A 21,469-nucleotide genomic window follows, 5' to 3' on the forward strand; every position below is an offset into this window, starting at 1 on the left:
ATATGGATTAACAGTCCACCGTTCTACCGACTGAACTAAGGAGGAATAGATGGTGCCTCGAGGCGGAATCGAACCACCGACACGGGGATTTTCAATCCCCTGCTCTACCGACTGAGCTATCGAGGCAACGTCTTGTTGCGGGGTGCATTATGCTGATTTAACCCCGCTTCGTCAAACACTTTTTTCAAAAATTTAAAAAAGTCTGCTTAAACGAGTTTTTTTTATACTTTTTGCTTTAAAAAACAACAAATTATCGAACGTGTAAATATTTCTCTCGCGCTTTTGTTACTTTTTTCAAGTAATTTCGGGCTTGGCTAGATGGATGCGCTGTCGTCAAAATCCGATAAACCGCATCTGGCGAAAGATCATTAATCCGATCAATCGCATCATATTTATCATAATCGAATACTTTTAATACTGCACCTGCACCGCTGTTATACGCAGAAATCATTGCATAACGTTTTGCGGTTGGGTTGGTAATCCCTTCTAAATATTCATCACGCAAGATTGTTAAATATAAAGTACCTGCATCAATATTTTGTTCAGGATTATATAAATAAGCGCGATCTGGTTGACCACCAAAACCTTTACGGGCGAAAATATCACGTCCAGCTGTACGAGGTACAACTTGCATCAAACCAATTGCATTCGCATAACTCACCGCATATGGGTTGAAGGCTGATTCCACCTCCATAATCCCTAAAATAAGGCTTGGTTCAATGCCGTAACGTTTTGCCATTTTACGCACTAATGGTAAATATTGACGGGCACGCACTTCAATGTGTCCTGCCACCATTTTAATTGTCACATAAGTCACGGTACGCCCGTTTTGTAAACGGCGAGTTTGTGCTTTATTTTGAATTAAATAACTCGCAAAATCGTTAGCAATCGCAATATTATTAATATCTCGTCCAAATTGGTCATTTACCTGTCCAGCAAGGAACGGACGATTACTAATTGGCGTATCACCTGAGGCAAATAAGTCGATCCCTTTTGGGTCTGAACCCATTAACAAGGTGTGAATAATACTGTTGCGTAAACGGTTTTGGTCACCTAAAGTTTCAATCGTGATCTGACCGTCTTCAAATGAAATATGACTACGTGTGTAAAATTGGTCGGTATATTTTACGTAGTCTTTTTTACTTGCCACTAACAGTTCATTACTTCCCCAAATATCATCAATATTATGCGAGAATTGTCCTGTTAAAATATCTAAACCGTTAGTGTCTTTGGTGTAATCCACTTTTGTTTTAGTTCTTTTTACTTTTTTAGCGCTACTACCACAAGCAGCTAAGAACGGAATTACCAATAATAACGGTAAATACTTAGTATATTTTTTCATTAAAAATCAATACCTTTTACTTCTGTTCGACGGGAACATAACCATCAATCTGAACCTCTTTGCCTTCAAACAAGAAACTCACCATTTCTGTTTCCAACAATTTACGATGTTCTGGGTTCATCATACTTAATTTTTTTTCATTCACGAGCATCGTTTGTTTTTTAATCCATTCCGACCACGCTTGTTTACTAATAGAATCAAAAATACGCTTACCCAATTCACCTGGGTAAAGTTGAAAATCTAAGCCTTCAGCTTCTTGTTTTAAATATTCACAAAATACAGTACGAGCCATTTTTATTCCTTATTAGTGCTAGTTAGCGTTAAACTGAGTTCGTCCAAAATACGTTTTACGGGGGTCGCCAAACCTATTTCGCTCGGTAATTGCAAATCATACCAATAATTAGCAGTTGAGGATACTGAAAGACGATAATTTCCGCTTTTTTCTTGTACAACAAGCGGTTGATTTTCAGTATTTTTGGGCAAATCTAGCTCTACCAAAACAGGGGTAATATCTAAATGAAAATGGCTGAATGTGTGACGAAATGCAATCAACTGCTGTGAAATTTGCAAATTTTCCAATGAAATAAACCGCTTCAATGTCTCTAAATCATCAAATTGAGGAAACACATATAAACCGCCCCATAGTCCTTTCGCTTCACGTTGTTCTAGTAAAATTTTATTGCCTGATTTAATAATCAAAAAATAAGCCTGACGTTCTGGCAACACTTTCTTTGGCTTTTTCGCAGGGTATTTATCCCATGCGGCAAGGCGATTTGCTTCACACAAATTTGCGAGAGGACACAAACCACATTTTGGTTTGCTACGAGTACAAATCATCGCACCGAGATCCATCATCGCCTGATTAAAATCTGCCACCTGATCATTTGGTGTTACTTGTGTCGCATATTGCCATAACTTATTTTCAACGATTTTTTCACCGCTCCAACCTTCAATCGCAAATGCACGAGATAGCACTCGCTTGACATTGCCATCTAAAATCGGATGTGGTGCATTTAACACAGAAGACAAAATCGCGCCAGCGGTGCTTCGTCCCACACCAGATAATGCTAACACGTCATCAAAACCTGTTGGAAATTCACCATGAAATTTATCTCGAATTTGCTGTGCCGCTTTATGCAAATTTCTGGCACGGGCGTAATAGCCCAAGCCCGTCCATAAATGCAACACTTCATCAATATGTGCATTAGCTAAGTCCGTTACTGTTGGGAATCGTTCAATAAAGCGTTCAAAATAAGGTATAACGGTCGCCACTTGTGTTTGTTGCAACATCACTTCTGACAACCAAACGCCGTACAGACTTTTATTTTGTTGCCAAGGTAAATGTTTACGCCCATACTGTGCAAACCATGCTAACACTGCTTTAGCAAAAGGTTGATGCGGGTCTGATTGTGCCAGCGGGAACTGCAATTTTATTTTCACTGAAAGCCTTTTTATTGGAAATTAAATTAAGCTGTGCATCATAACCTAAGCGGTCATTTTTAACAGTTTTTTTGCAAAACTTTTACAAGGAAATTTATGACAACCCCCATTCTTGGTTTTCACCATATCGCTATTATTGCCAGCGATTACGTCACCTCAAAATATTTCTATACTCGAATTCTCGGTGCAGAAATTATTGAAGAAACTTACCGTGCGGCACGTGAGAGCTATAAGCTAGATCTACGCTTTGCCGATGGTTCGCAAATTGAATTATTTAGTTTTCCGAATTCACCCAAACGCCCAAATAGCCCAGAAGCGTGCGGCTTGCGCCATTTGGCATTTAAAGTAAAAGATGTGCAACAAGCGGTCGAATTTTTGCAGAAAAATGCAGTGGCATGTGAACCAATTCGGATTGATGAGCTTACGGGGAAACGCTTCACCTTTTTTAAAGATCCAGACGGCTTGCCTCTTGAGTTCTATGAAATTTAAGGTTGAAAATTTAAGCAACTCGACTTATAGTAAAAATGCGGCAAGCGAATGCCTCCCGTGTAGTTGGTGCTTAAGTTATTACCTAAGGACCAGTCGGGTAATAACAGCCTGACCAACCGTTAATCAGTTTGACATAAAACCGCTTTGCAAAAAGCGGTTTTTTTCTTTATAAATCAAAGGTTATTATGCAATTTCCTTCTCTTTCACACGGTAAATTAATCAAACGTTATAAACGTTTTTTAGCCGATATTCTGTTGCCAAACGGAGAGCAAATTACCTTACATTGTCCAAACACAGGGGCAATGACTGGCTGTGCAATCACAGGCGATACCGTTTGGTTTTCGACTTCTGATAATCCGAAACGCAAATACGCCCACACTTGGGAGCTAACCGAAACCCAAGCGGGCGATTTTATTTGCGTAAATACCCAAAGAGCGAATCAACTCGTACAAGAAGCGCTTACGCAACAATGGATCGCTGAACTGGCACATTATCAAACTATTTTGCCCGAGCAAAAATATGGTGCGGAAAACAGCCGTATTGATTTTTTACTAAAAGCGGAACATCAGCCAGATTGCTTTGTAGAAGTGAAATCAACCACCTTACTAGCCAAACATGGAGTAGGAATGTTTCCCGATGCGAAAACAGTGCGAGGACAAAAGCACTTACGAGAACTCACCAGCATTGCGCAATCGGGACAACAAGCGGTCATATTTTTTGCGATTTTACACACAGGGATCCAGCGCTTTGCCGTTGCGGAACATATTGATCCTGAATATGCAAAATTATTTGAACGAGCGAAACAAGCAGGGGTAAAAGTGTTGGCATATAAAGCACAAATTGAATTTTCTGAAAACGTACCCGTAGCGATGAATTTGCAAATTTCTTGTGAAATCTAACCGCTTGTCCTTGAAAAATCGAAACCATCCCCCATTTAACAGCCAGTTTTTCCCTAAAAAAAGGATTGAATTTAACATGACAACAATAGTATGTGTTCGCAAAGACGGTAAAGTCGCTATTGGCGGTGACGGACAAGCAACCTTAGGTAACTGTGTAGAAAAAGGCACGGTACGCAAAGTGCGCCGTATGTATAAAGATAAAGTCGTAACAGGTTTTGCAGGCTCGACTGCAGATGCGTTTATCTTACGTGATTTATTTGAGAAAAAATTAGAATTACACCAAGGCCATTTAATTAAATCAGCGGTTGAATTAGCAAAAGAATGGCGTACTGAACGCTCACTGCGTAAGTTAGAAGCAATGATGATTGTGGCAAATGAAAGTGAATTTTTATTGGTTTCAGGATCAGGCGATGTGATTGAACCAGAACAAGATGTACTTGCAATCGGCTCAGGTGGTAATTATGCCAAAGCCGCCGCACTTGCATTACTACGCACTCAAAATAATTTATCAGCGAAAGAAATCGTGGCTGAAGCGTTAAAAATTGCTGGCGATATTGATATTTACAGCAATCATAATCACGTGATTGAAGAAGTTTAAGAAAAAATCCCCCTTTTTAGGAAAGAAGGGTTAGGGGAGATTTGATAACAATGTTAAATTTGCGTATGAGCGTAAGGTTCTTCTGCCAAATCTCCCCCACCCCTCTTTGCTAAAGAGGGGAGTTATTTAGAAGGAATAAAAAATTATGTCAATGACCCCTCGTGAAATTGTGTCGGAATTAGATGCACACATTATCGGACAAAACGAAGCGAAACGCGCGGTAGCAATTGCCTTGCGTAACCGCTGGAGAAGAATGCAGTTACCAGAAGTGCTACGCCAAGAAGTCACACCAAAAAATATTTTGATGATTGGTCCAACTGGTGTAGGTAAAACTGAAATTGCTCGCCGTTTAGCAAAATTAGCTAATGCTCCATTTATCAAAGTAGAAGCAACGAAATTCACCGAAGTAGGCTATGTTGGTAAAGAAGTAGATTCAATTATCAAAGACCTTACTGATGTCGCAGTAAAACTAGTTAAATCACAAGCGGTCGAAAAAAATCGTATGCGTGCGCAAGATGCGGCTGAAGATCGTATTTTGGACGTGTTATTGCCACCAGCGAAAGATCAGTGGGGAAATGTGCAAGAAAGCGATAACACTTCAACCCGTCAAACTTTTCGCAAAAAATTGCGTGAAGGTCAATTAGATGACAAAGAAATCGAAATTGATGTGAGCGCCCAAGTGAGCGTGGAAATCATGACTCCACCAGGTATGGAAGAAATGACTTCGCAACTTCAATCTTTATTTGAAGGTATGTCGCCAAACAAAACCAAAAAACGCAAAATGAAAATCAAAGATGCGTTAAAGGTGATGTTGGACGAAGAAGCGGCGAAATTAGTTAATCCTGAAGAGCTAAAACAGCAAGCGATTGAAGCGGTTGAACAGCACGGTATCGTGTTTATTGATGAGATCGATAAAATTTGTAAGAAGAGCGAACATTCAGGCGGTGATGTTTCTCGCGAAGGTGTTCAGCGTGATTTATTACCAATTATTGAAGGTTCAACCGTAAATACCAAACACGGTATGGTAAAAACCGATCATATTTTATTTATCTGTTCAGGTGCATTCCAAGTGGCTCGCCCATCGGATTTATTACCAGAATTGCAAGGTCGTTTACCAATTCGTGTTGAATTAAAATCGCTAACCAAAGAAGATTTTGAACGTATTTTAACCGAGCCAAATGCGTCACTCACATTGCAATATCGTGAGTTAATGAAAACCGAAGGTGTAGAAATTGAGTTTACCCAAGACGGTATCAGCAAAATTGCTGAATCAGCTTTCCGTGTAAACGAAAAAACAGAAAATATCGGTGCACGCCGTTTACACACCGTGTTAGAACGCTTAATGGATGGTATTTCATTTGATGCAAGCGAACGCTCAGGTGAGAAAATTACCATTGATGAAAAATATGTTTCAGAAGCGTTAAATGATGTGGTTGAGAATGAAGATTTAAGTCGTTTTATTCTTTAACGTTTGAGGGCAGGTAACATACCTGCCCTTACTGTTTCTATAAACTGATTAAAAAAATAGCGAGCAGAGTGCTCGCTATTTTATTTCCTAGGTAAGATGAGCTGAGTAAGCTCGCCCTTTTTTGTCCCTGATTATTTTTTTAATAAATCACGGATTTCTGTTAATAATTTTTCTTCTGCTGAAGGCTCAGCGGGTGCTTCTTCTACTACAGCGGGTTTTTTAAGGTTGTTAATTACTTTAACCATACCGAATACTGCAATTGCAATAATTAAGAAATCAAATACGTTTTGGATAAATGCACCGTATTTTAACATTACTGCTTCAACACCTTCTTTTGCTGGTGCGATTTCGATTGCAAGATCTTTAAAATCTACACCGCCGATTAACCAACCAATAGGTGGCATTACTACATCATTTACTAATGAAGATACGATTTTACCAAATGCGCCACCGATGATCACACCGACAGCCATATCTACTACATTACCCTTAACTGCGAATTCACGGAATTCTTTTAAGATACTCATTTGCTTTTCCTTTAAAAATAAACACACTCGATGCCCACTATTGGGCAACGGCGGGCGATTATAAAGCAATCGTTAAAATACAATTAATACATTTAACAAAATTTACACTCAGCGAGCTTTGTTTAATCTTTGTCCAAATTGTGCAACTTGTTGCCAGTTTGTGTACTCGTATTCTTTGCTTGCATCGGTTTCACCTTTGGTGAGTTTCATAATCAACTGAATACAAAGGCGATCAAACAGTGAATAGCGAGGGTACAATAAGGCGCCTGCAATCACTTCCACTTGCGTTGGCTTCCAGTCAATTTTTGCTAAAAACTTACGGGTATACACGTTGGTTTCAGGCGTTTTACGATTGTCTTTACGAGCGGTTAAATTTACGCTGAAAAATGCAGACGGCTTTTGGTTTAATACAGGGTGATATTGTTCGATAAATTGATAGACCGCTTGGTTAAAATGCCCATAGCGAATGGAAGCGCCAATCACAATTTGATCAGCACTTGCAAGTTTTTCGGCGAAATCGACCGCTTGTTGCTTAAGCGAAATTAATTCCACGTCGTGGGTAATTTCTTGCGCGAGCCTTTCAGCGATACGTAGGGTTTGACCATCGGTCGTGAAATAGAGAATTAGCGTTTTCATTTATTCATTCTGTTTTTATTTTTTAGTCTTTCCAGAACACGGGGCTGAGAATTACCAGTAGGGTAAACACTTCCAAACGTCCGCATACCATTGCAATTGTGAGTACCCATTTAGCGCCATCAGGCACTTGCGTAAAATTACTGCTCACGCTACCAAGCGCAGGTCCTAGATTATTTAATGAGGCAATCACTGCATTAAAGGCATCAAAGGTTTCCATACCCAATGCAATACTACCTAGCCAACACATTAGAAACACAAAAACATAAGCAGAGAAAAATGCCCAAATACCTTCTTCAATGCGATCTGCAAAAATATGCGTACCTAATTTAATTGGCTTAACCGAATTTGGATGCACAAAGCGGTGAATTTCTCGGTTTGCTTGTAAATATAACAACATCACTCGAATCACTTTTAAGCCCCCCCCTGTTGAGCCAGCACAACCGCCAATAAACGACGCTAACACTAATAAAATCGGTAAAAATGACGGCCATTGACTGAAATCATTGGTGGTAAAGCCTGCCGTGGTAGAAATCGACACCGACTGAAACAATGCTTGTTGGAAGGTGATTTGAGCATTTTCAAAATAGTTATAGCCACTTAATACCGCCAAGCAAATTAAAAATAGACTTAGTTGTATCAAAGTAAATGAACGGAATTCGTAATCTTTCCAATACAAACGTTTGAAAATATTATTGGCGCGTTTATTATTTTTATCTTTTAAGCGATCGATAAGTGCAAAATGCAAACCGAAGTTACAAGACGAAATCAATAAGAATACGACGGTAATCACGTTAATCGTACCGCTATTAAAATAGCCCATACTCGCATCATGGGTTGAAAAACCGCCAATTGCAATTGTCGAAAAACTATGACAAATCGCATCAAACCAAGTCATTCCCGCCATCTTGAATGCCAATGCACATAGCACGGTAAGGGTGAAATAAATCTGCCAAAGTAATTTAGAAATTTCGGCAATACGAGGGCGCATTTTTTGATCTTTTAACGGCCCAGGCATTTCTGCACGGTATAACTTACCCAAACCGATCAGCGGAATAATTGCAATCGCCAATACGATGATCCCCATACCACCGAGCCATTGTAGGAATTGGCGATAAAATAAAATCGCTTTTGGTAGGCTATCTAAGCCTGTGATCACTGTTGCCCCCGTGGTGGTTAAACCCGAAAATGACTCAAAAATTGACTCGCTAAAATTAAGGTTTGGGTGTTCTAAAATAATAAATGGCACAGCTCCTAATGAACCGAGTACCACCCAGAACAGTACCACAATTAAGAAGCCTTCTCTTGAGCGTAGTTCCTGTTTGTGGTTGCGACAAAACCACCACAACACCGCACCAACCGAGAAGGTTAGTAAAAATGATTGTAGGAATTCTCGTCCGCCACCATCACCATAAATTAGTGCGATAAAAGCAGGTAACAGCATGGTCACGGAAAAGCTCATGACCAAAATACCAACAATGCGGATAATCGTTAAAAATTGCACAAAGCCCTCAAAGTGTTTAGATAAGCGGTTAAATAGGACGAGATTTTAACAAAAAAACGCCCATAATGGGCGTTTCGTTGTAAGAGAATATAAGCGAATTAAGATTTATTTAACTTTCGAGATGCTGATTTTTCCTGCAAAACGTTGTGTAACCTGTTCAGAAAATATTTCGTATTCGCTTGGATTAATTGCAAGTAATAATTCGATGTGTTCTGCAAATTGCTGATCAACTAACTCAATATCATAAGTATTGATCAAATGCTGTAATGTATTAAATTGATCGTATTCACACGCTAAGCGGTAATTTTGGCGCAATACTTTGCGTTGTTTTGCTACTTGTAGTAGCGCTTGTTGTACTCCGCCACCATAAGCTTTGACCAAACCGCCCGTACCAAGCTGAATACCGCCATAATAACGCACCACCACCGCACTAATTTCACCCAACCCCGAACCTAGCAAATAATTCAACATCGGTTTACCTGCTGTGCCAGATGGTTCACCATCATCCGAAAAACCGTATTGTTGCGAGTCATTTGGCATTCCTGCTACCGTTGCCCAGCACCAATGGCGTGCTTGCGGGTGTAACATTTTCATCTCAGCCCAAAATGCTTTTGCTTGTTGCATACCTTCTGTATGGCGTAGGTAAGTAATAAATCGACTTTTTTTGATTTCTTCTTCAAAAATAACCGTCTGCTGCGGGATAAAATATTCCATAGGTTTCGAGTGTTACTGAATAAAGTGTTGATGATACCCGAATTTGCGAAATTTTGCCGAAAACAGACCACTTTTGCTGAAAAAACCAAGAAAAAAGTTGCATATTTTGTACAAAAAAGTATATCTTCAAGCGGCAAACACTATTTTATTTTGAGGAAATTTTATGAAAATCTCACAAAAACTTTCGTTATTGGTAAGCGCAATGCTAGCCAGTTTCGCACAAGCAGAACAAACGCCAATTACGCTGGGCACAGGCAGTGATACAGGACTTTATTTCGTAACAGGTAATGCAATTTGCCAGTTGGTAAATCGTAGCGAAAATCAGACCGCTTGTAAGCCACTTGCCAGCGATGCTTCGGTGGATAATCTCAACAAAATCGCTAATGGCCAATTAGCGATGGGCATTGTGCAATCGGATTGGCAATATCACGCTTATCACGGTACGAGTTCATTTGAAGGCAAGCAAAACGACAAATTGCGTGCGATTTTTTCGATTTATCCAGAGCCGTTCACGCTGGTAGTGCGTAATGATTCAACTATTCAAACCATTGATGATTTACAAGGTAAAAAAGTAAATGTGGGGGTTGATGGTTCGGGTACTCAAGCAACCATGAATGTGCTACTCAAAACTAAAGGCTGGACAGAGGCGAATTTTAAAGAGGCACTCAAGCTTACTCCCGCAGAAATGGGGATAGCACTATGCGAGAAAAATGTGGACGCAATCAGCTATAACGTCGGTCACCCAAATGTGGCGTTAAAAGAAACCGCTCGTAGTTGCGATATTCGGTTAGTACCTGTGGCAGATGATGTAGTAAGCAAATTAGTTGCTCAACAAAACTATTACGCTAAAGCAACCATTCCTGCCAATGTTTACAAAAATGTGAAACAAGCGGTCGATTCTTTCGGGGTTTATGCAACTTTGGTGAGTTCAAGCGATGTGAGCGATGAGCAAGTTTATACGTTGGTAAAAGCAGTATTTGAAAATTTCGCACGTTTTAAAAAATCGCATCCTGCTTTTGCACATTTATCTGAACAAGAGATGATTAAAAATGCACTTTCAGCGCCATTGCATTCAGGCGCAGTGAAATATTATAAAGAAAGAGGTTGGTTGTAATAATAAAAAACCACGGAACATAAGTGATTTAAGTGTTCCGTGGTTAGCTTTGAGAGATTAACGGAATGGTTGCTCTAACGGCACTTCCGCATCAGGTTCTTTAGTAATACGGTTGCGTAGGTCACGACGGATCACCTCAATGCTCCAGAACCAGAAAATGTGTCCAACCATTTCTGAAATATGCTCGTATAATGGCCATTCTGAAACAGGTGGAGTTAAACCTAACGCTGGGAATGTGATGTAGTGTACACAGATGTTTGCGATGATACCTGCGCCAATACCTTGCCAGAATTTAATTTTCGGGAATACTTCCGCTACTAAGCAGTAACCGATTGCAAACACTAACGAGAAAATCATATGTGTTACACCGATTGAGTTAAATGAGTGATCTGCAAAAGTAAATGCGACAGTGTTATAAGGATCAATACCGATATAATCACGTAAGAAAACTGCTGGTGGATTTAATACCGCACGTGAACATTGTTCTAATACGCTACTCATTGCTAATGTGCCAGAATTTAATGCATCTAACACAGGTTGCGGACAAGCTGAAGTAAATAAATCAACAGGACTGCGAGGTGGGAATGGATGTTCTGCACCCCATTTTACGAATGCAGAAATAATTCCTGCGATAATACCGATAAATACCGCTAAGCCGTAACGACGACGATTCGGGCTAGTTTGTTCGAAAAAACTCATATTCATATCCTATAAGCGAAAATTAAAACGAAACCGAATATTTATGAAATTGTATTTCAAAATTCTGTATTATTCTCCGCCAAATGAATATAAATTGCAATCTAATTTGCCTCGAAAGACGTAATTTTTATAGAATTTTTTTAAAATTTAAAAAAATTCTATAAGCTTGCATTGACTGACATATCAAGTAGTTAGCGTAATAACATCACTTGTGGCACCGATTGCACACAATGGGGTACGACCTCTACTTCTGAATGATACCATTTTGCAATATTTTGTTGATTTATGACCGCTTGTGGGCTGCCTTGCACTTGGATTTTGCCCTCTGCCAGCAAAAAAAACTGATCTGCATATAAGGCGGCTAAATTAAGGTCATGCAAAATTGCACACACACTCAGCCCTCGTTCATCACATAAGTGGCGCAATAAGCGTAAACATTGTTGCTGATGATGTAAGTCAAATGCAGAAGTTGGCTCATCTAAAAATAACACTTTGCCTTGCATATCTTTATGCCACAATTGCAATAATGCCCGTGCCAGTTGAATGCGTTGTTGTTCTCCACCAGACAGCGATCGATATTGTTTGTTTAGCAATGCTTGGCATTCAGTGGCATTTACCACTTCTGCAAAATCTGGTTCGCTGAATTTTCGCTGATAGACACCCATTTTGATCACTTCTTCTGCCAAGAATGGGAAGTTGATTTGGCTATGTTGTTGCATGACTGCGCGTTGATTAGCGAGTGCAAGCGGTCGAAATTTAGCTAAATTTTGCTGATTCAACCAAATCTCGCCCTCCGCTACAGGCAAATAGCCTGCCAACAAACGCAATAAGGTGGATTTACCTACTCCATTTTCCCCAATTAATACACTAATTTCTGCGCTTTTTAACGATAAATCAACTGCTTGTAAAATGGTGCGTTCAGCAATACGATAGCCAAGCTGTTTAGCGCTTAGCACCTCAGTGATGCGGTCAACTTTCGCAATTTTTTTGCAAGTCATTGCTGTTCCTTATATTTAATCACTAGCCATAAAAAGTAAGGCGCACCGAGAAAGCTGGTCAGCATTCCCACAGGAATTTCTGCGGGGGCAACCATTGTGCGAGCCAAACTATCAGCCCACAGCAATAACATTGCGCCACAAATCGCAGAAGCAGGAATCACCCAGCGATGATCAGCACCAAATTTAAAGCGTACCAAATGTGGAATCACTAAACCGATAAAGCCAATTGCTCCACTGACCGCCACCGCACATCCCACTAATAACGCCCCGCTTAGTACTAATGCTTTTTTCAGGCGCACGACATTTACTCCGAGATAATGCGCTTCTTCTTCCCCCAATTGTAGTAAATTAAGTGCACGAGCAAGGCTTAATGCAAAAACAGCGGTTGGAATCATTACAATACTTGCCACTAGCAGCGATTGCCACTGTGCCTGCCCAAGGCTTCCCATTGTCCATAAACTAAATTGGCGCAATTGTTGGTCATTGCTCACATAGGTCAAGATCCCAACTAATGAAAAGCAAAGCGCATTAATTGCGATTCCCGCTAACAACAATTTATTGACAGAAGCTTGCCCTTGATAGCCCAACAAATAAATCAGACTAGCGACTAACATACTGCCTATAAAAGCGACAAACATCGTGCCGTATAATAGCCATTGTTCTGGCAAAATATTCGGCATTAGCATAAACAATGCGACCGCTAATGAAGCGCCACTGTTTACGCCAATCAGTGCAGGATCTGCCATTGGATTGTGGAATAAGCCTTGAAATAACGTACCTGCAATCGCCAGCCCTGCACCAACTAAAACCGCAAGCAAAATGCGGGGCAAACGGATATTAAACCAAATTTGCCATTGGCTATCGTCAGATGAAAGCGACCACAAATCCATCCAACTAATCGAAAGCGCACCGAAATTGGCAGCCAATATACCACTGAGCAAGAGCGCTACCGCTAAACCGATTAACCAAACTGTTTTAGTCATGTTGAGCCTGTTCAGCCGCTTGGCGCATTTTTAGTAATTCAGTAGGTGTAGTCAGACTAAAGCCGAGTACCGCTAAATCATCTACTACCACAACGTTTTTCTTTTTCGCTGCTGGAGTAAGCGCCATACCTGGTAATTGCCACACGTTGTCGGGCGAGCCTAAACTTTCCAAACTCATTTTGGTCAGCACCAATAAATCAGGGCGAGCAGCAACCACGCCCTCTTGCGAAATCGGTGAAAAACGCACGCTATTTTGCATCGCATTGGTCGCACCAATTAAACGAATAGCTGTATCAGCCACGGTGTTTTGCCCCGCTGCCATATAGTTTGAGCCTGCATGGTTGAGAATAAATAACACACGCACATCAAGCGGAGTGTTATTTACCGATTTCAGCTCACTTGCAAATTTTTCAGCTAATTCGGCCGCTTGTTGAGGCTTATCCACTAAAGCACCAATGTGGTGAATTTTGTTAATTACACTTTCAGGCGAATACTCAAATGGCACTCGCTCAACTGCCACCCCTGCATTTTTAAGTTGCTCAAACACCACCGAAGGTTGTGCCACTTCAGAGCTAATCACTTTAGTGGGTTTCAGCGCCAAAATGCCTTCTGCATTTAATTGGCGCATATAGCCAACATCGGGTAGCTTTTGCGCTTCAAGCGGGGCGATACTGGTGCTATCTCGCCCAACCAAAGCTTGTTGTGCGCCGAGGGCATAAATAATCTCAGTAACATCACCGCCAATACTGATCATTCTTTCCTGTGTAAAGCTTGGATTGCTCGCAATATAAGCGGTCAAAAAAGCCCAAAATTTTACCAATTTCATCTGTTTTTTCTCCTGATTCGCCTAGAAATGGATTTCTGCACCTGCGGTATACGTTCTGCCACGAGCGGTATTACTGAATTTGTATAAGCCTGTATCATAGTCGTAATCTTCTTGAGTAGAAGAGTTATACGAATTCAGCGCATCGAGATAATTTTTGTTCATTAAGTTTTGCACGCCTGCTTTTAAGGTAACGTGTTTATTGAGCTTATAGTTTGCATAAAAATCCATAATCACAGGGATTTTGGGTAAGCGTTCAATCATGAGTTTGCCGTCTGAATCTACACCTTCAATATGCACACGATGGGCTTTGCCTGTGTATTTAAAAGTGGTAGCGAGTGTGAGTTTTTTCTCTAACAAGCGAGTGCCAAGTTCTAAAGTGGCGTGATCTTTAGGTTGCACTGTATAAGATTCTGTACCGAAGCCGCCTAAAATAATTGCTCCAACGGAAGTTGGTGCAGTGGTTGCGCTACGTGTGTAAGATAGGTTACTGAAAAAATGCCCTGCATCGTAATTGAGTTCTACTTCCCATCCTTTACTTTTCACTTTGCCTGGTGAATTTACATAGAGTTGAACCTGCAAATCATCATCGGATAAATTCAGATCGTTACATAAATGATTGGCACAGCCGTAGAACGATTCCTTAAAAATATAGTTATCAATGTGCGAGTTAAAATAAACCACTTTCAGCCCTAACATATCGTTACTGCTGAACAGTTGATCTTGAGTGATATTAAAGCCTGCCTGCACAGTTTTGGCGCTTTCTGGACGTAAGAATGGATTCACACTTAGCCCATTACGACTGGTGTTAAACATTTCTTGCACGTTTGGCGCACGAGTGGTTTTGGCATATTCCACAAATGGTTCAAACCAAGCGGTCACTTTTGCTGATAAATTTACTGAAGGATCAATCGAATGATATTTACGGTCTACATTCACTTGCCAAGACGGCACGCAATAAATTGCGTCGTCCACATCACATTCAGGTTTATTGCCTGTTAAGCGGTAGTACGAATGGTTAGCGCCTGCTTTCAAACTAAAAATGCCTGCTTCTAGCGTACCACTCCAATAAAGTGATTTAATTTTTTGTTTACCCTGTGGCGCAAAAGCGGCATTTGCGACCGCACCGCTGTTATTACCTTTTTCATTAACGGGCAAATTACGCACATAGTTATTGCTAAACCAATTGAAACCAATGGTTAAGTCTAATTTGCTATGTCCAAAATCAAATTTAGCATTGTTGTGTAGATCGAAGGTTTTCGCTCGATTTAGCGTTGCAGCGTCGTCTAGTGTCCAGAGTGTCGCCCCTTGGTTATAAAACTGTGTAGTTTTAGCATTAGAGGTGAGTAAATGTAAATTGAGCCACGGATGTGCAGCATATTTTGCTTCAAATGCATTGGTATAGTTAGCAATTTCTCGTCCGCCAATATTGTTGTGATACACTCGGCGAGACAGTTTAAATTCACTGTTTTGCTGTGGGTTAAATGCAATTTTGGCTAAGTAAGAACGAGGTTGTTGTTCTAAACCGCTTAGATAGCTTGCCTCTTCCGAACGAGAGCCATCACCACGAGTATAACTTTGAGTTAATTTGTGTTTACTTAGGGCGAACAAGCCACTGAGGCTACCTGTCTCAAACAAATTCTCTTTTGCTGCCACCGCCAGCATGCCATTGCGCCCCAAGCCGTTATTGCCAATATTTAATTTCGTTAAAGCACCAATTTTTCGTTCAGCTAATAGCACATCTTCCGCATCAATTGTTTTGAAGTTAGCGCTCCCCATTAGCGCATTCACTCCCGCCGAACCGTCAGAATGCCCTTTATTCACATCCACTCGCGTAAGAAAATTTTGATCGATTAACGCTCCAAATTGGCTTATTGGTCCGTTACCTTCATGAAATTTACCACCACCATTAGCAGACGTGCCGAGCTGGGTTTGTGGCACACCGTCGATCATCATATTCACTCGCCCTAAACCCGTCATATTGCGAATATTTACACTAACCGCACCTTGACCAGGATCGATTTGGGTATAAGCCCCCGAAATCGAGCGCACAACGCTATCCAGATTTTGCATAGCATTATCGCCTACGCTACGGCTACTGGTTGCATTCACCTTGCCGTATGATTCAAAATTAGCATTTGTTTGATTTTTTTCTAACACATACACGGGATCGAGTGCCAAACCTTGCTCCGTTGCCCCGCAAGCTAAACTAGTCGCACTGGCTAAACTGCTGATAATAAATTGATTTAAACGAGTTAATTTCATTCTTTCTCCTTAATAATATAATTATGATTGTGGTTAATGTTATTCGGTAAACCAAACGTAATCGGCTTGTTGCAACGTGACAGGCTCTGTACGCTGACTTTTGAGCATGATCGAAATAGTTTTGGCTTGGTTTTGTGGGTCAAAATCTTGTAAATGAAGTGGTACGCCTAAGTCTTTACGCACATGATTATTGCCTGCGACTAATACTGTGTAAGCGGTCGAATTTTTGGCATTTTTTACCAACATTTCCGCCATACGGCGATCACGAAATTGCTGTACGCTCAACGCTTTAGCCAGCAATTCTGGTTGCATTGGGTGATGTTGCTGAATCAATTGCGTTAATTGCTGTTGCACTTGTGGCGCAGTTGAAATTTTGCCACGTAACGGCTTAGCGCCCGTATACAGCGTTTGTATTTCTGCATCGGTTAAATTAGCTGCAACCAATGGTGTGCGAGAAGCCAATCGGCTGAGGATAAAATGTTGATACAGTTTCCAGTCCCAATTGCGCCAGTCAATTTGTTGGGCGGTTTGTTGTGCAGAAAGTGGGGTTCGGGTAGTTTGAAGCTGTGTGACTTGTGCTTGTTGATCAACAGCCAACATCTCTACTACCACCGCTGCAAGCGGTCGTTTTTGCTCTAAATTTTGCACTAGGTAGCTTTCGATTTGATGATGAACGAACTGGTCATGTTCTTCACCAATTAATACATAGGTGTAAGTAGCAAGGCGGGTAAGCAATTCAGTGAGCGAAATAGTTTGCTTAGTTTTCAGATCAATAATGTGGCCAAGTGAATGTAATTGCGCTTCCGAAACGGCTTTTTGAGCGCAACCAAATAAAAAAATGCTCATAGCGAGCAATAACGAAAATTTTTTTAGCATATAAACATAATTAAATAATAATAAAAATAATTTTCATTATGCTTATAGTGTTAGGAATTTCAAGGATATACGTCAAATTACCACCTATTTTCAAGTTATTTGCTTAAAAATTTACAATGCAAACGTTTGCGTTATCAACTATAATAACGACAAATTTTTTATTTTTTCAAATACGGAATCAACAATGACTGTACAAATCTTTCGTGGCTCCCCAGCTCTCTCTGAATTTCGTCTTAACCAATTCCAAACCAAATTCCAACAACAGGCGCTCCCCGTTAAATCGGTTTACGCTGAATATGTGCATTTTGTCGATTTAAATGCCCCGCTTAATGAAACGCAAACGGCTGAAATTAAAGAACTTTTACATTACGGCCCTACACTAGTAGAACATGAGCCAACAGGTTTGTGCTTAATCGTAACGCCTCGTATTGGCACCATTTCTTCATGGTCTTCAAAAGCGACTGATATTGCGCACAACTGTGGTCTACAAGCGGTAAACCGTATTGAGCGTGGTTTAGCGTACTATTTTGAATTTAGTGCAGAGCCAACAGTGGCACAAATTAAAACCTTAAAAGGCTTATTACACGACCGTATGTTAGAAACGGTGTTAGATAACGAAGCACAAGTGGCAAATTTATTTGCGCAACAAGAACCAAAGCCATTCACTACTGTAGATATTTTAAATGGTGGTCGTAAAGCGCTTGAAGAAGCGAACGTAAATTTAGGTTTAGCGTTAGCCGATGATGAAATTGATTATTTAGTCGAAAATTTCACCGCTTTACAACGTAACCCGAACGACATTGAGCTTTATATGTTCGCACAGGCAAACTCTGAGCATTGTCGCCACAAAATCTTTAATGCGGATTGGACGATTGACGGTGAAAAACAAGAAAAATCATTATTTAAAATGATTAAAAACACCTTTGAGAAAACGCCAGATCATGTGTTATCTGCCTATAAAGATAATGCAGCGGTAATGAAAGGTTCAACGGTTGGTCGTTGGTTTCCAGATCAAGATGGGCAATACCGTGTACACCAAGAAGATGCACACATTTTAATGAAAGTGGAAACCCACAACCACCCAACCGCCATTTCACCATTCCCTGGTGCGGCAACAGGTTCTGGCGGTGAGATCCGTGACGAAGGTGCAACAGGTCGTGGCGCAAAACCAAAAGCAGGTTTAACGGGCTTCTCGGTGTCTAACCTTGTGATTCCAAACTTTGAACAGCCGTGGGAAGCCCCGCTTTCCAAACCAAATCGTATTGCCTCTGCTTTAGATATTATGATTGAGGGCCCATTAGGCGGTGCAGCCTTTAACAATGAATTTGGTCGCCCAGCGTTATTAGGTTATTTCCGTACCTATGAAGAAAAAGTAAATAGCTTTGCAGGTGAAGAAGTGCGTGGCTACCACAAACCAATTATGCTCGCAGGCGGTATTGGTAATATTCGTGCTGATCATGTGCAAAAAGGCGAAATTCCTGTTGGCGCTAAATTAATCGTATTGGGTGGCCCAGCAATGAATATCGGTTTAGGTGGTGGTGCCGCCTCTTCAATGGCTTCAGGTAAATCAAAAGAAGATTTAGATTTTGCTTCAGTTCAGCGTGAAAACCCAGAAATGGAACGTCGTTGCCAAGAAGTCATCGATCGTTGCTGGCAGTTAGGCGAAGACAACCCAATTTTATTTATCCATGACGTGGGGGCGGGCGGTCTATCAAACGCAATGCCAGAACTGGTGCATGATGGAGAACGTGGCGGTAAATTTGATTTACGCAAAATCCTTTGTGACGAAAAAGGTATGTCTCCGCTCGAAATTTGGTGTAACGAATCGCAAGAGCGTTATGTATTAGCCGTTGCGCCAGAAAAATTAGCGTTATTTACCGAACTCTGTGAACGTGAACGTGCACCATTTGCGGTAATTGGTGAAGCTACTGAAGAGAAACATTTAACTTTAGCAGACGATCATTTCGGCAATAATCCGATTGATTTACCAATGAATGTGCTACTCGGTAAAACCCCGAAAATGCACCGTGATGTGGTGTCAAAATCTGTTGAAAATCAACCGCTTGATAGCCAACAAATTCAATTAAAAGAAGCGTTCCATCGAGTATTACGTTTACCTGTGGTAGCTGAAAAAACCTTCTTAATCACGATTGGCGACCGCTCGGTAACAGGTATGGTGGCGCGTGATCAAATGGTTGGCCCGTGGCAAATTCCTGTAGCGAACTGTGCGGTTACTACTGCTAGTCTTGATAGCTATCATGGTGAAGCCATGTCAATGGGTGAACGTGCACCAGTGGCATTATTAGATTTTGGTGCTTCTGCACGTCTTGCTGTAGCAGAGTCAATCACCAATATCGCCGCAACCAATATCGGTGATATTAAACGTATTAAATTATCTGCAAACTGGATGTCCGCAGCAGGTCACGAAGGCGAAGATGCGGGTCTGTACGAAGCGGTAAAAGCAGTCGGTGAAGAGCTTTGCCCTGCGCTAGGCATTACTATTCCTGTGGGTAAAGATTCAATGTCAATGCGTACTACTTGGATCGAGGATGGCGAACAAAAATCAGTAACTGCACCGCTTTCATTAGTTATTTCAGCCTTTGCTCGTGTGGAAGATGTACGTAAAACCGTGACCCCACAACTTCACATTGATAAAGGCTTATCAAGCTTACTATTAATTGATTTAGGCGAAGGTAAAAATCGCTTAGGCGCAACGGCATTAGCACAAGTTTATAAACAACTGGGTGATAAGCCAGCCGATGTGGTAAACGTAGAAGCGCTTAAACACTTCTTTGATGCAATGCAAACATTAGTCGCAGAAGATAAATTACTCGCTTATCACGACCGTTCAGACGGTGGTTTAATTACAACGCTTGCAGAAATGGCATTTGCGGGCAACTGCGGTGTAGAAATTGATATTTCAGCATTAGGTGATGACGATCTTGCGGTGTTATTTAACGAAGAATTAGGCGCAGTGATTCAAGTGAAAGATGTTGATCTCAACCGTGTTCGTGAAGTACTAAATGCACACCATTTACTTGGCGTCACTAAAGATCTTGGTACAGTGCATTCAGACGATCGCTTTGTTATTAGCCGTGGTAGTCTCAAACTACTTAATGAAAAACGTTCAGAATTACGTGGCATTTGGGCGGAATTAACTCACCAAATGCAACGCCTACGCGATAACCCAGAATGTGCAGATCAAGAGTTTGAAACCAAAAAAGATCCAAATAACAAAGGATTATCAGCGTTCTTAACCTATGACATAAATGAAGATATTACCGCACCGTTTATCAACAAAGGTGCTAAACCAACCATTGCGATCTTGCGTGAGCAAGGCGTAAACAGCCATTACGAAATGGCAGCCGCCTTCGACCGCGCGGGCTTTAATGCAATTGACGTACATATGTCTGACTTAATGTCTGGCAGACGCGATCTCAAAGATTTCAATGCGTTAGTGGCTTGTGGTGGCTTCTCTTACGGTGATGTACTTGGTGCTGGCGGTGGCTGGGCGAAATCCATTTTATTCAACCCAATGTTGCGTGAACAATTTAGTCAATTCTTTGCCAACTCAAACACCCTTGCATTAGGTGTATGTAACGGTTGCCAAATGGTTTCAAACCTTGCGGAAATTATCCCAGGCACAGAAAACTGGCCTCGCTTTGTGCGCAATAAATCAGAACGCTTTGAAGCACGTGTTGGCTTAGTGAAAATCAACGAAACCAACAGCCACTGGTTCCAAGGCATGGCAGGTAGTCATATGCCAATCGCCGTTTCACACGGTGAAGGGCAAGTGGAATTTAAATCTGCGCAACAACTTGCAGGTTTAACCGCACAAAAATTGGTAATTGCACAATATATCGACAATAATCTCCAACCAACCGAAGTTTACCCAGCCAACCCGAATGGCTCAGTAAACGGTATCACAGCGATTTCTAACAGTGATGGACGAGTCGCCATTATGATGCCACATCCAGAACGGGTTTACCGCGCGGTAAGCAACTCTTGGCACCCAGAGGACTGGACAGAAGATGGAGCTTGGATGCGTTTGTTTAGAAATGCGAGAGTGGTATTGGGGTAGATGAATAAAACAATCT

At 41.1% G+C, this 21,469-nt stretch carries 19 protein-coding genes and 1 tRNA gene; 6 read left to right on the top strand and 14 right to left on the bottom strand.

The window, feature by feature from the left end:
• Positions 1-50 precede the first annotated feature (50 nt).
• The 4 genes from F8M47_RS04480 to mutY form a co-directional block, all read right to left on the bottom strand.
• A tRNA-Phe gene (locus tag F8M47_RS04480) sits at positions 51-126 on the bottom strand.
• 124 nt (positions 127-250) lie between these two features.
• Entirely contained in the window at positions 251-1,342 is a 1,092-nt protein-coding gene (gene mltC, locus F8M47_RS04485) for a membrane-bound lytic murein transglycosylase MltC (protein ID WP_150538987.1), read from the bottom strand.
• A gap of 16 nt (positions 1,343-1,358) precedes the next feature.
• Complete coding sequence (locus F8M47_RS04490; RefSeq protein WP_150538988.1) at positions 1,359-1,634, bottom strand: oxidative damage protection protein; 276 nt, start codon at positions 1,632-1,634, stop codon at positions 1,359-1,361.
• Between the two features lie 2 nt (positions 1,635-1,636).
• Entirely contained in the window at positions 1,637-2,782 is a 1,146-nt protein-coding gene (gene mutY, locus F8M47_RS04495; protein ID WP_150538989.1) for an A/G-specific adenine glycosylase, read from the bottom strand.
• Between the two features lie 96 nt (positions 2,783-2,878).
• Here mutY and gloA2 point away from each other — a divergent pair, with 96 nt between their 5' ends.
• From gloA2 to hslU, 4 genes are all read left to right on the top strand, one after another.
• Positions 2,879-3,271 carry an SMU1112c/YaeR family gloxylase I-like metalloprotein gene (gene gloA2 / locus F8M47_RS04500; protein WP_150538990.1) on the top strand — a complete coding sequence of 131 codons (393 nt, stop codon included), beginning with the start codon at positions 2,879-2,881 and terminating at the stop codon, positions 3,269-3,271.
• A 185-nt stretch (positions 3,272-3,456) separates the two neighbouring features.
• Positions 3,457-4,170 (top strand): DNA/RNA nuclease SfsA, encoded by a 714-nt coding sequence (gene sfsA / locus F8M47_RS04505; protein WP_150538991.1) that lies wholly within the window; start codon positions 3,457-3,459, stop codon positions 4,168-4,170.
• A gap of 76 nt (positions 4,171-4,246) precedes the next feature.
• Entirely contained in the window at positions 4,247-4,768 is a 522-nt protein-coding gene (gene hslV, locus F8M47_RS04510) for an ATP-dependent protease subunit HslV (RefSeq protein WP_005613306.1), read from the top strand.
• A gap of 142 nt (positions 4,769-4,910) precedes the next feature.
• Positions 4,911-6,236 carry an ATP-dependent protease ATPase subunit HslU gene (gene hslU, locus F8M47_RS04515; protein WP_208790027.1) on the top strand — a complete coding sequence of 442 codons (1,326 nt, stop codon included), beginning with the start codon at positions 4,911-4,913 and terminating at the stop codon, positions 6,234-6,236.
• A 131-nt stretch (positions 6,237-6,367) separates the two neighbouring features.
• Here hslU and mscL read toward each other — a convergent pair whose 3' ends face one another.
• The 4 genes from mscL to F8M47_RS04535 form a co-directional block, all read right to left on the bottom strand.
• Complete coding sequence (mscL, locus tag F8M47_RS04520) at positions 6,368-6,763, bottom strand: large-conductance mechanosensitive channel protein MscL (protein ID WP_150538993.1); 396 nt, start codon at positions 6,761-6,763, stop codon at positions 6,368-6,370.
• 108 nt (positions 6,764-6,871) lie between these two features.
• Positions 6,872-7,399, bottom strand: coding sequence for a menaquinone-dependent protoporphyrinogen IX dehydrogenase (gene hemG / locus F8M47_RS04525; RefSeq protein ID WP_150538994.1), 528 nt, complete (start codon positions 7,397-7,399; stop codon positions 6,872-6,874).
• A 22-nt stretch (positions 7,400-7,421) separates the two neighbouring features.
• The gene (locus F8M47_RS04530) at positions 7,422-8,900 is read right to left on the bottom strand and encodes a TrkH family potassium uptake protein (protein WP_150538995.1); all 1,479 of its coding nucleotides are present in this window, start codon (positions 8,898-8,900) and stop codon (positions 7,422-7,424) included.
• A 105-nt stretch (positions 8,901-9,005) separates the two neighbouring features.
• Entirely contained in the window at positions 9,006-9,614 is a 609-nt protein-coding gene (locus F8M47_RS04535) for a YigZ family protein (RefSeq protein WP_150538996.1), read from the bottom strand.
• Positions 9,615-9,777: 163 nt separating this feature from the next.
• Here F8M47_RS04535 and F8M47_RS04540 point away from each other — a divergent pair, with 163 nt between their 5' ends.
• The gene (locus tag F8M47_RS04540; protein ID WP_150538997.1) at positions 9,778-10,728 is read left to right on the top strand and encodes a TAXI family TRAP transporter solute-binding subunit; all 951 of its coding nucleotides are present in this window, start codon (positions 9,778-9,780) and stop codon (positions 10,726-10,728) included.
• 57 nt (positions 10,729-10,785) lie between these two features.
• On the opposite strand, the gene F8M47_RS04545 is transcribed toward F8M47_RS04540, so the two are convergent.
• From F8M47_RS04545 to F8M47_RS04570, 6 genes are all read right to left on the bottom strand, one after another.
• Entirely contained in the window at positions 10,786-11,427 is a 642-nt protein-coding gene (locus F8M47_RS04545; protein ID WP_150538998.1) for a YagU family protein, read from the bottom strand.
• A gap of 191 nt (positions 11,428-11,618) precedes the next feature.
• On the bottom strand, positions 11,619-12,425 hold the full coding sequence (locus F8M47_RS04550) for a heme ABC transporter ATP-binding protein (protein WP_150538999.1): 807 nt from the start codon (positions 12,423-12,425) through the stop codon (positions 11,619-11,621).
• Entirely contained in the window at positions 12,422-13,408 is a 987-nt protein-coding gene (locus tag F8M47_RS04555; protein WP_150539000.1) for a FecCD family ABC transporter permease, read from the bottom strand. The genes F8M47_RS04550 and F8M47_RS04555 overlap by 4 nt, the downstream gene beginning before the upstream one ends.
• A complete protein-coding gene (locus F8M47_RS04560) occupies positions 13,401-14,234 on the bottom strand; it encodes a heme/hemin ABC transporter substrate-binding protein (protein WP_150539001.1) in 834 nt (277 codons plus the stop codon). Before F8M47_RS04560 ends, F8M47_RS04555 begins: the two co-directional genes overlap by 8 nt.
• Before the next feature lie 21 nt (positions 14,235-14,255).
• Positions 14,256-16,496 (bottom strand): TonB-dependent receptor domain-containing protein, encoded by a 2,241-nt coding sequence (locus tag F8M47_RS04565; RefSeq protein WP_150539002.1) that lies wholly within the window; start codon positions 16,494-16,496, stop codon positions 14,256-14,258.
• A 39-nt stretch (positions 16,497-16,535) separates the two neighbouring features.
• Complete coding sequence (locus F8M47_RS04570; RefSeq protein ID WP_150539003.1) at positions 16,536-17,372, bottom strand: ChaN family lipoprotein; 837 nt, start codon at positions 17,370-17,372, stop codon at positions 16,536-16,538.
• A gap of 184 nt (positions 17,373-17,556) precedes the next feature.
• On the opposite strand from F8M47_RS04570, the gene purL reads away from it, so the two are divergent.
• Positions 17,557-21,453 carry a phosphoribosylformylglycinamidine synthase gene (gene purL, locus F8M47_RS04575; protein WP_150539004.1) on the top strand — a complete coding sequence of 1,299 codons (3,897 nt, stop codon included), beginning with the start codon at positions 17,557-17,559 and terminating at the stop codon, positions 21,451-21,453.
• Positions 21,454-21,469: the final 16 nt, after the last annotated feature.

This window comes from Actinobacillus vicugnae, assembly GCF_901687125.1.
GTDB classification, from domain to species: Bacteria; Pseudomonadota; Gammaproteobacteria; order Enterobacterales; family Pasteurellaceae; genus Actinobacillus; species Actinobacillus vicugnae.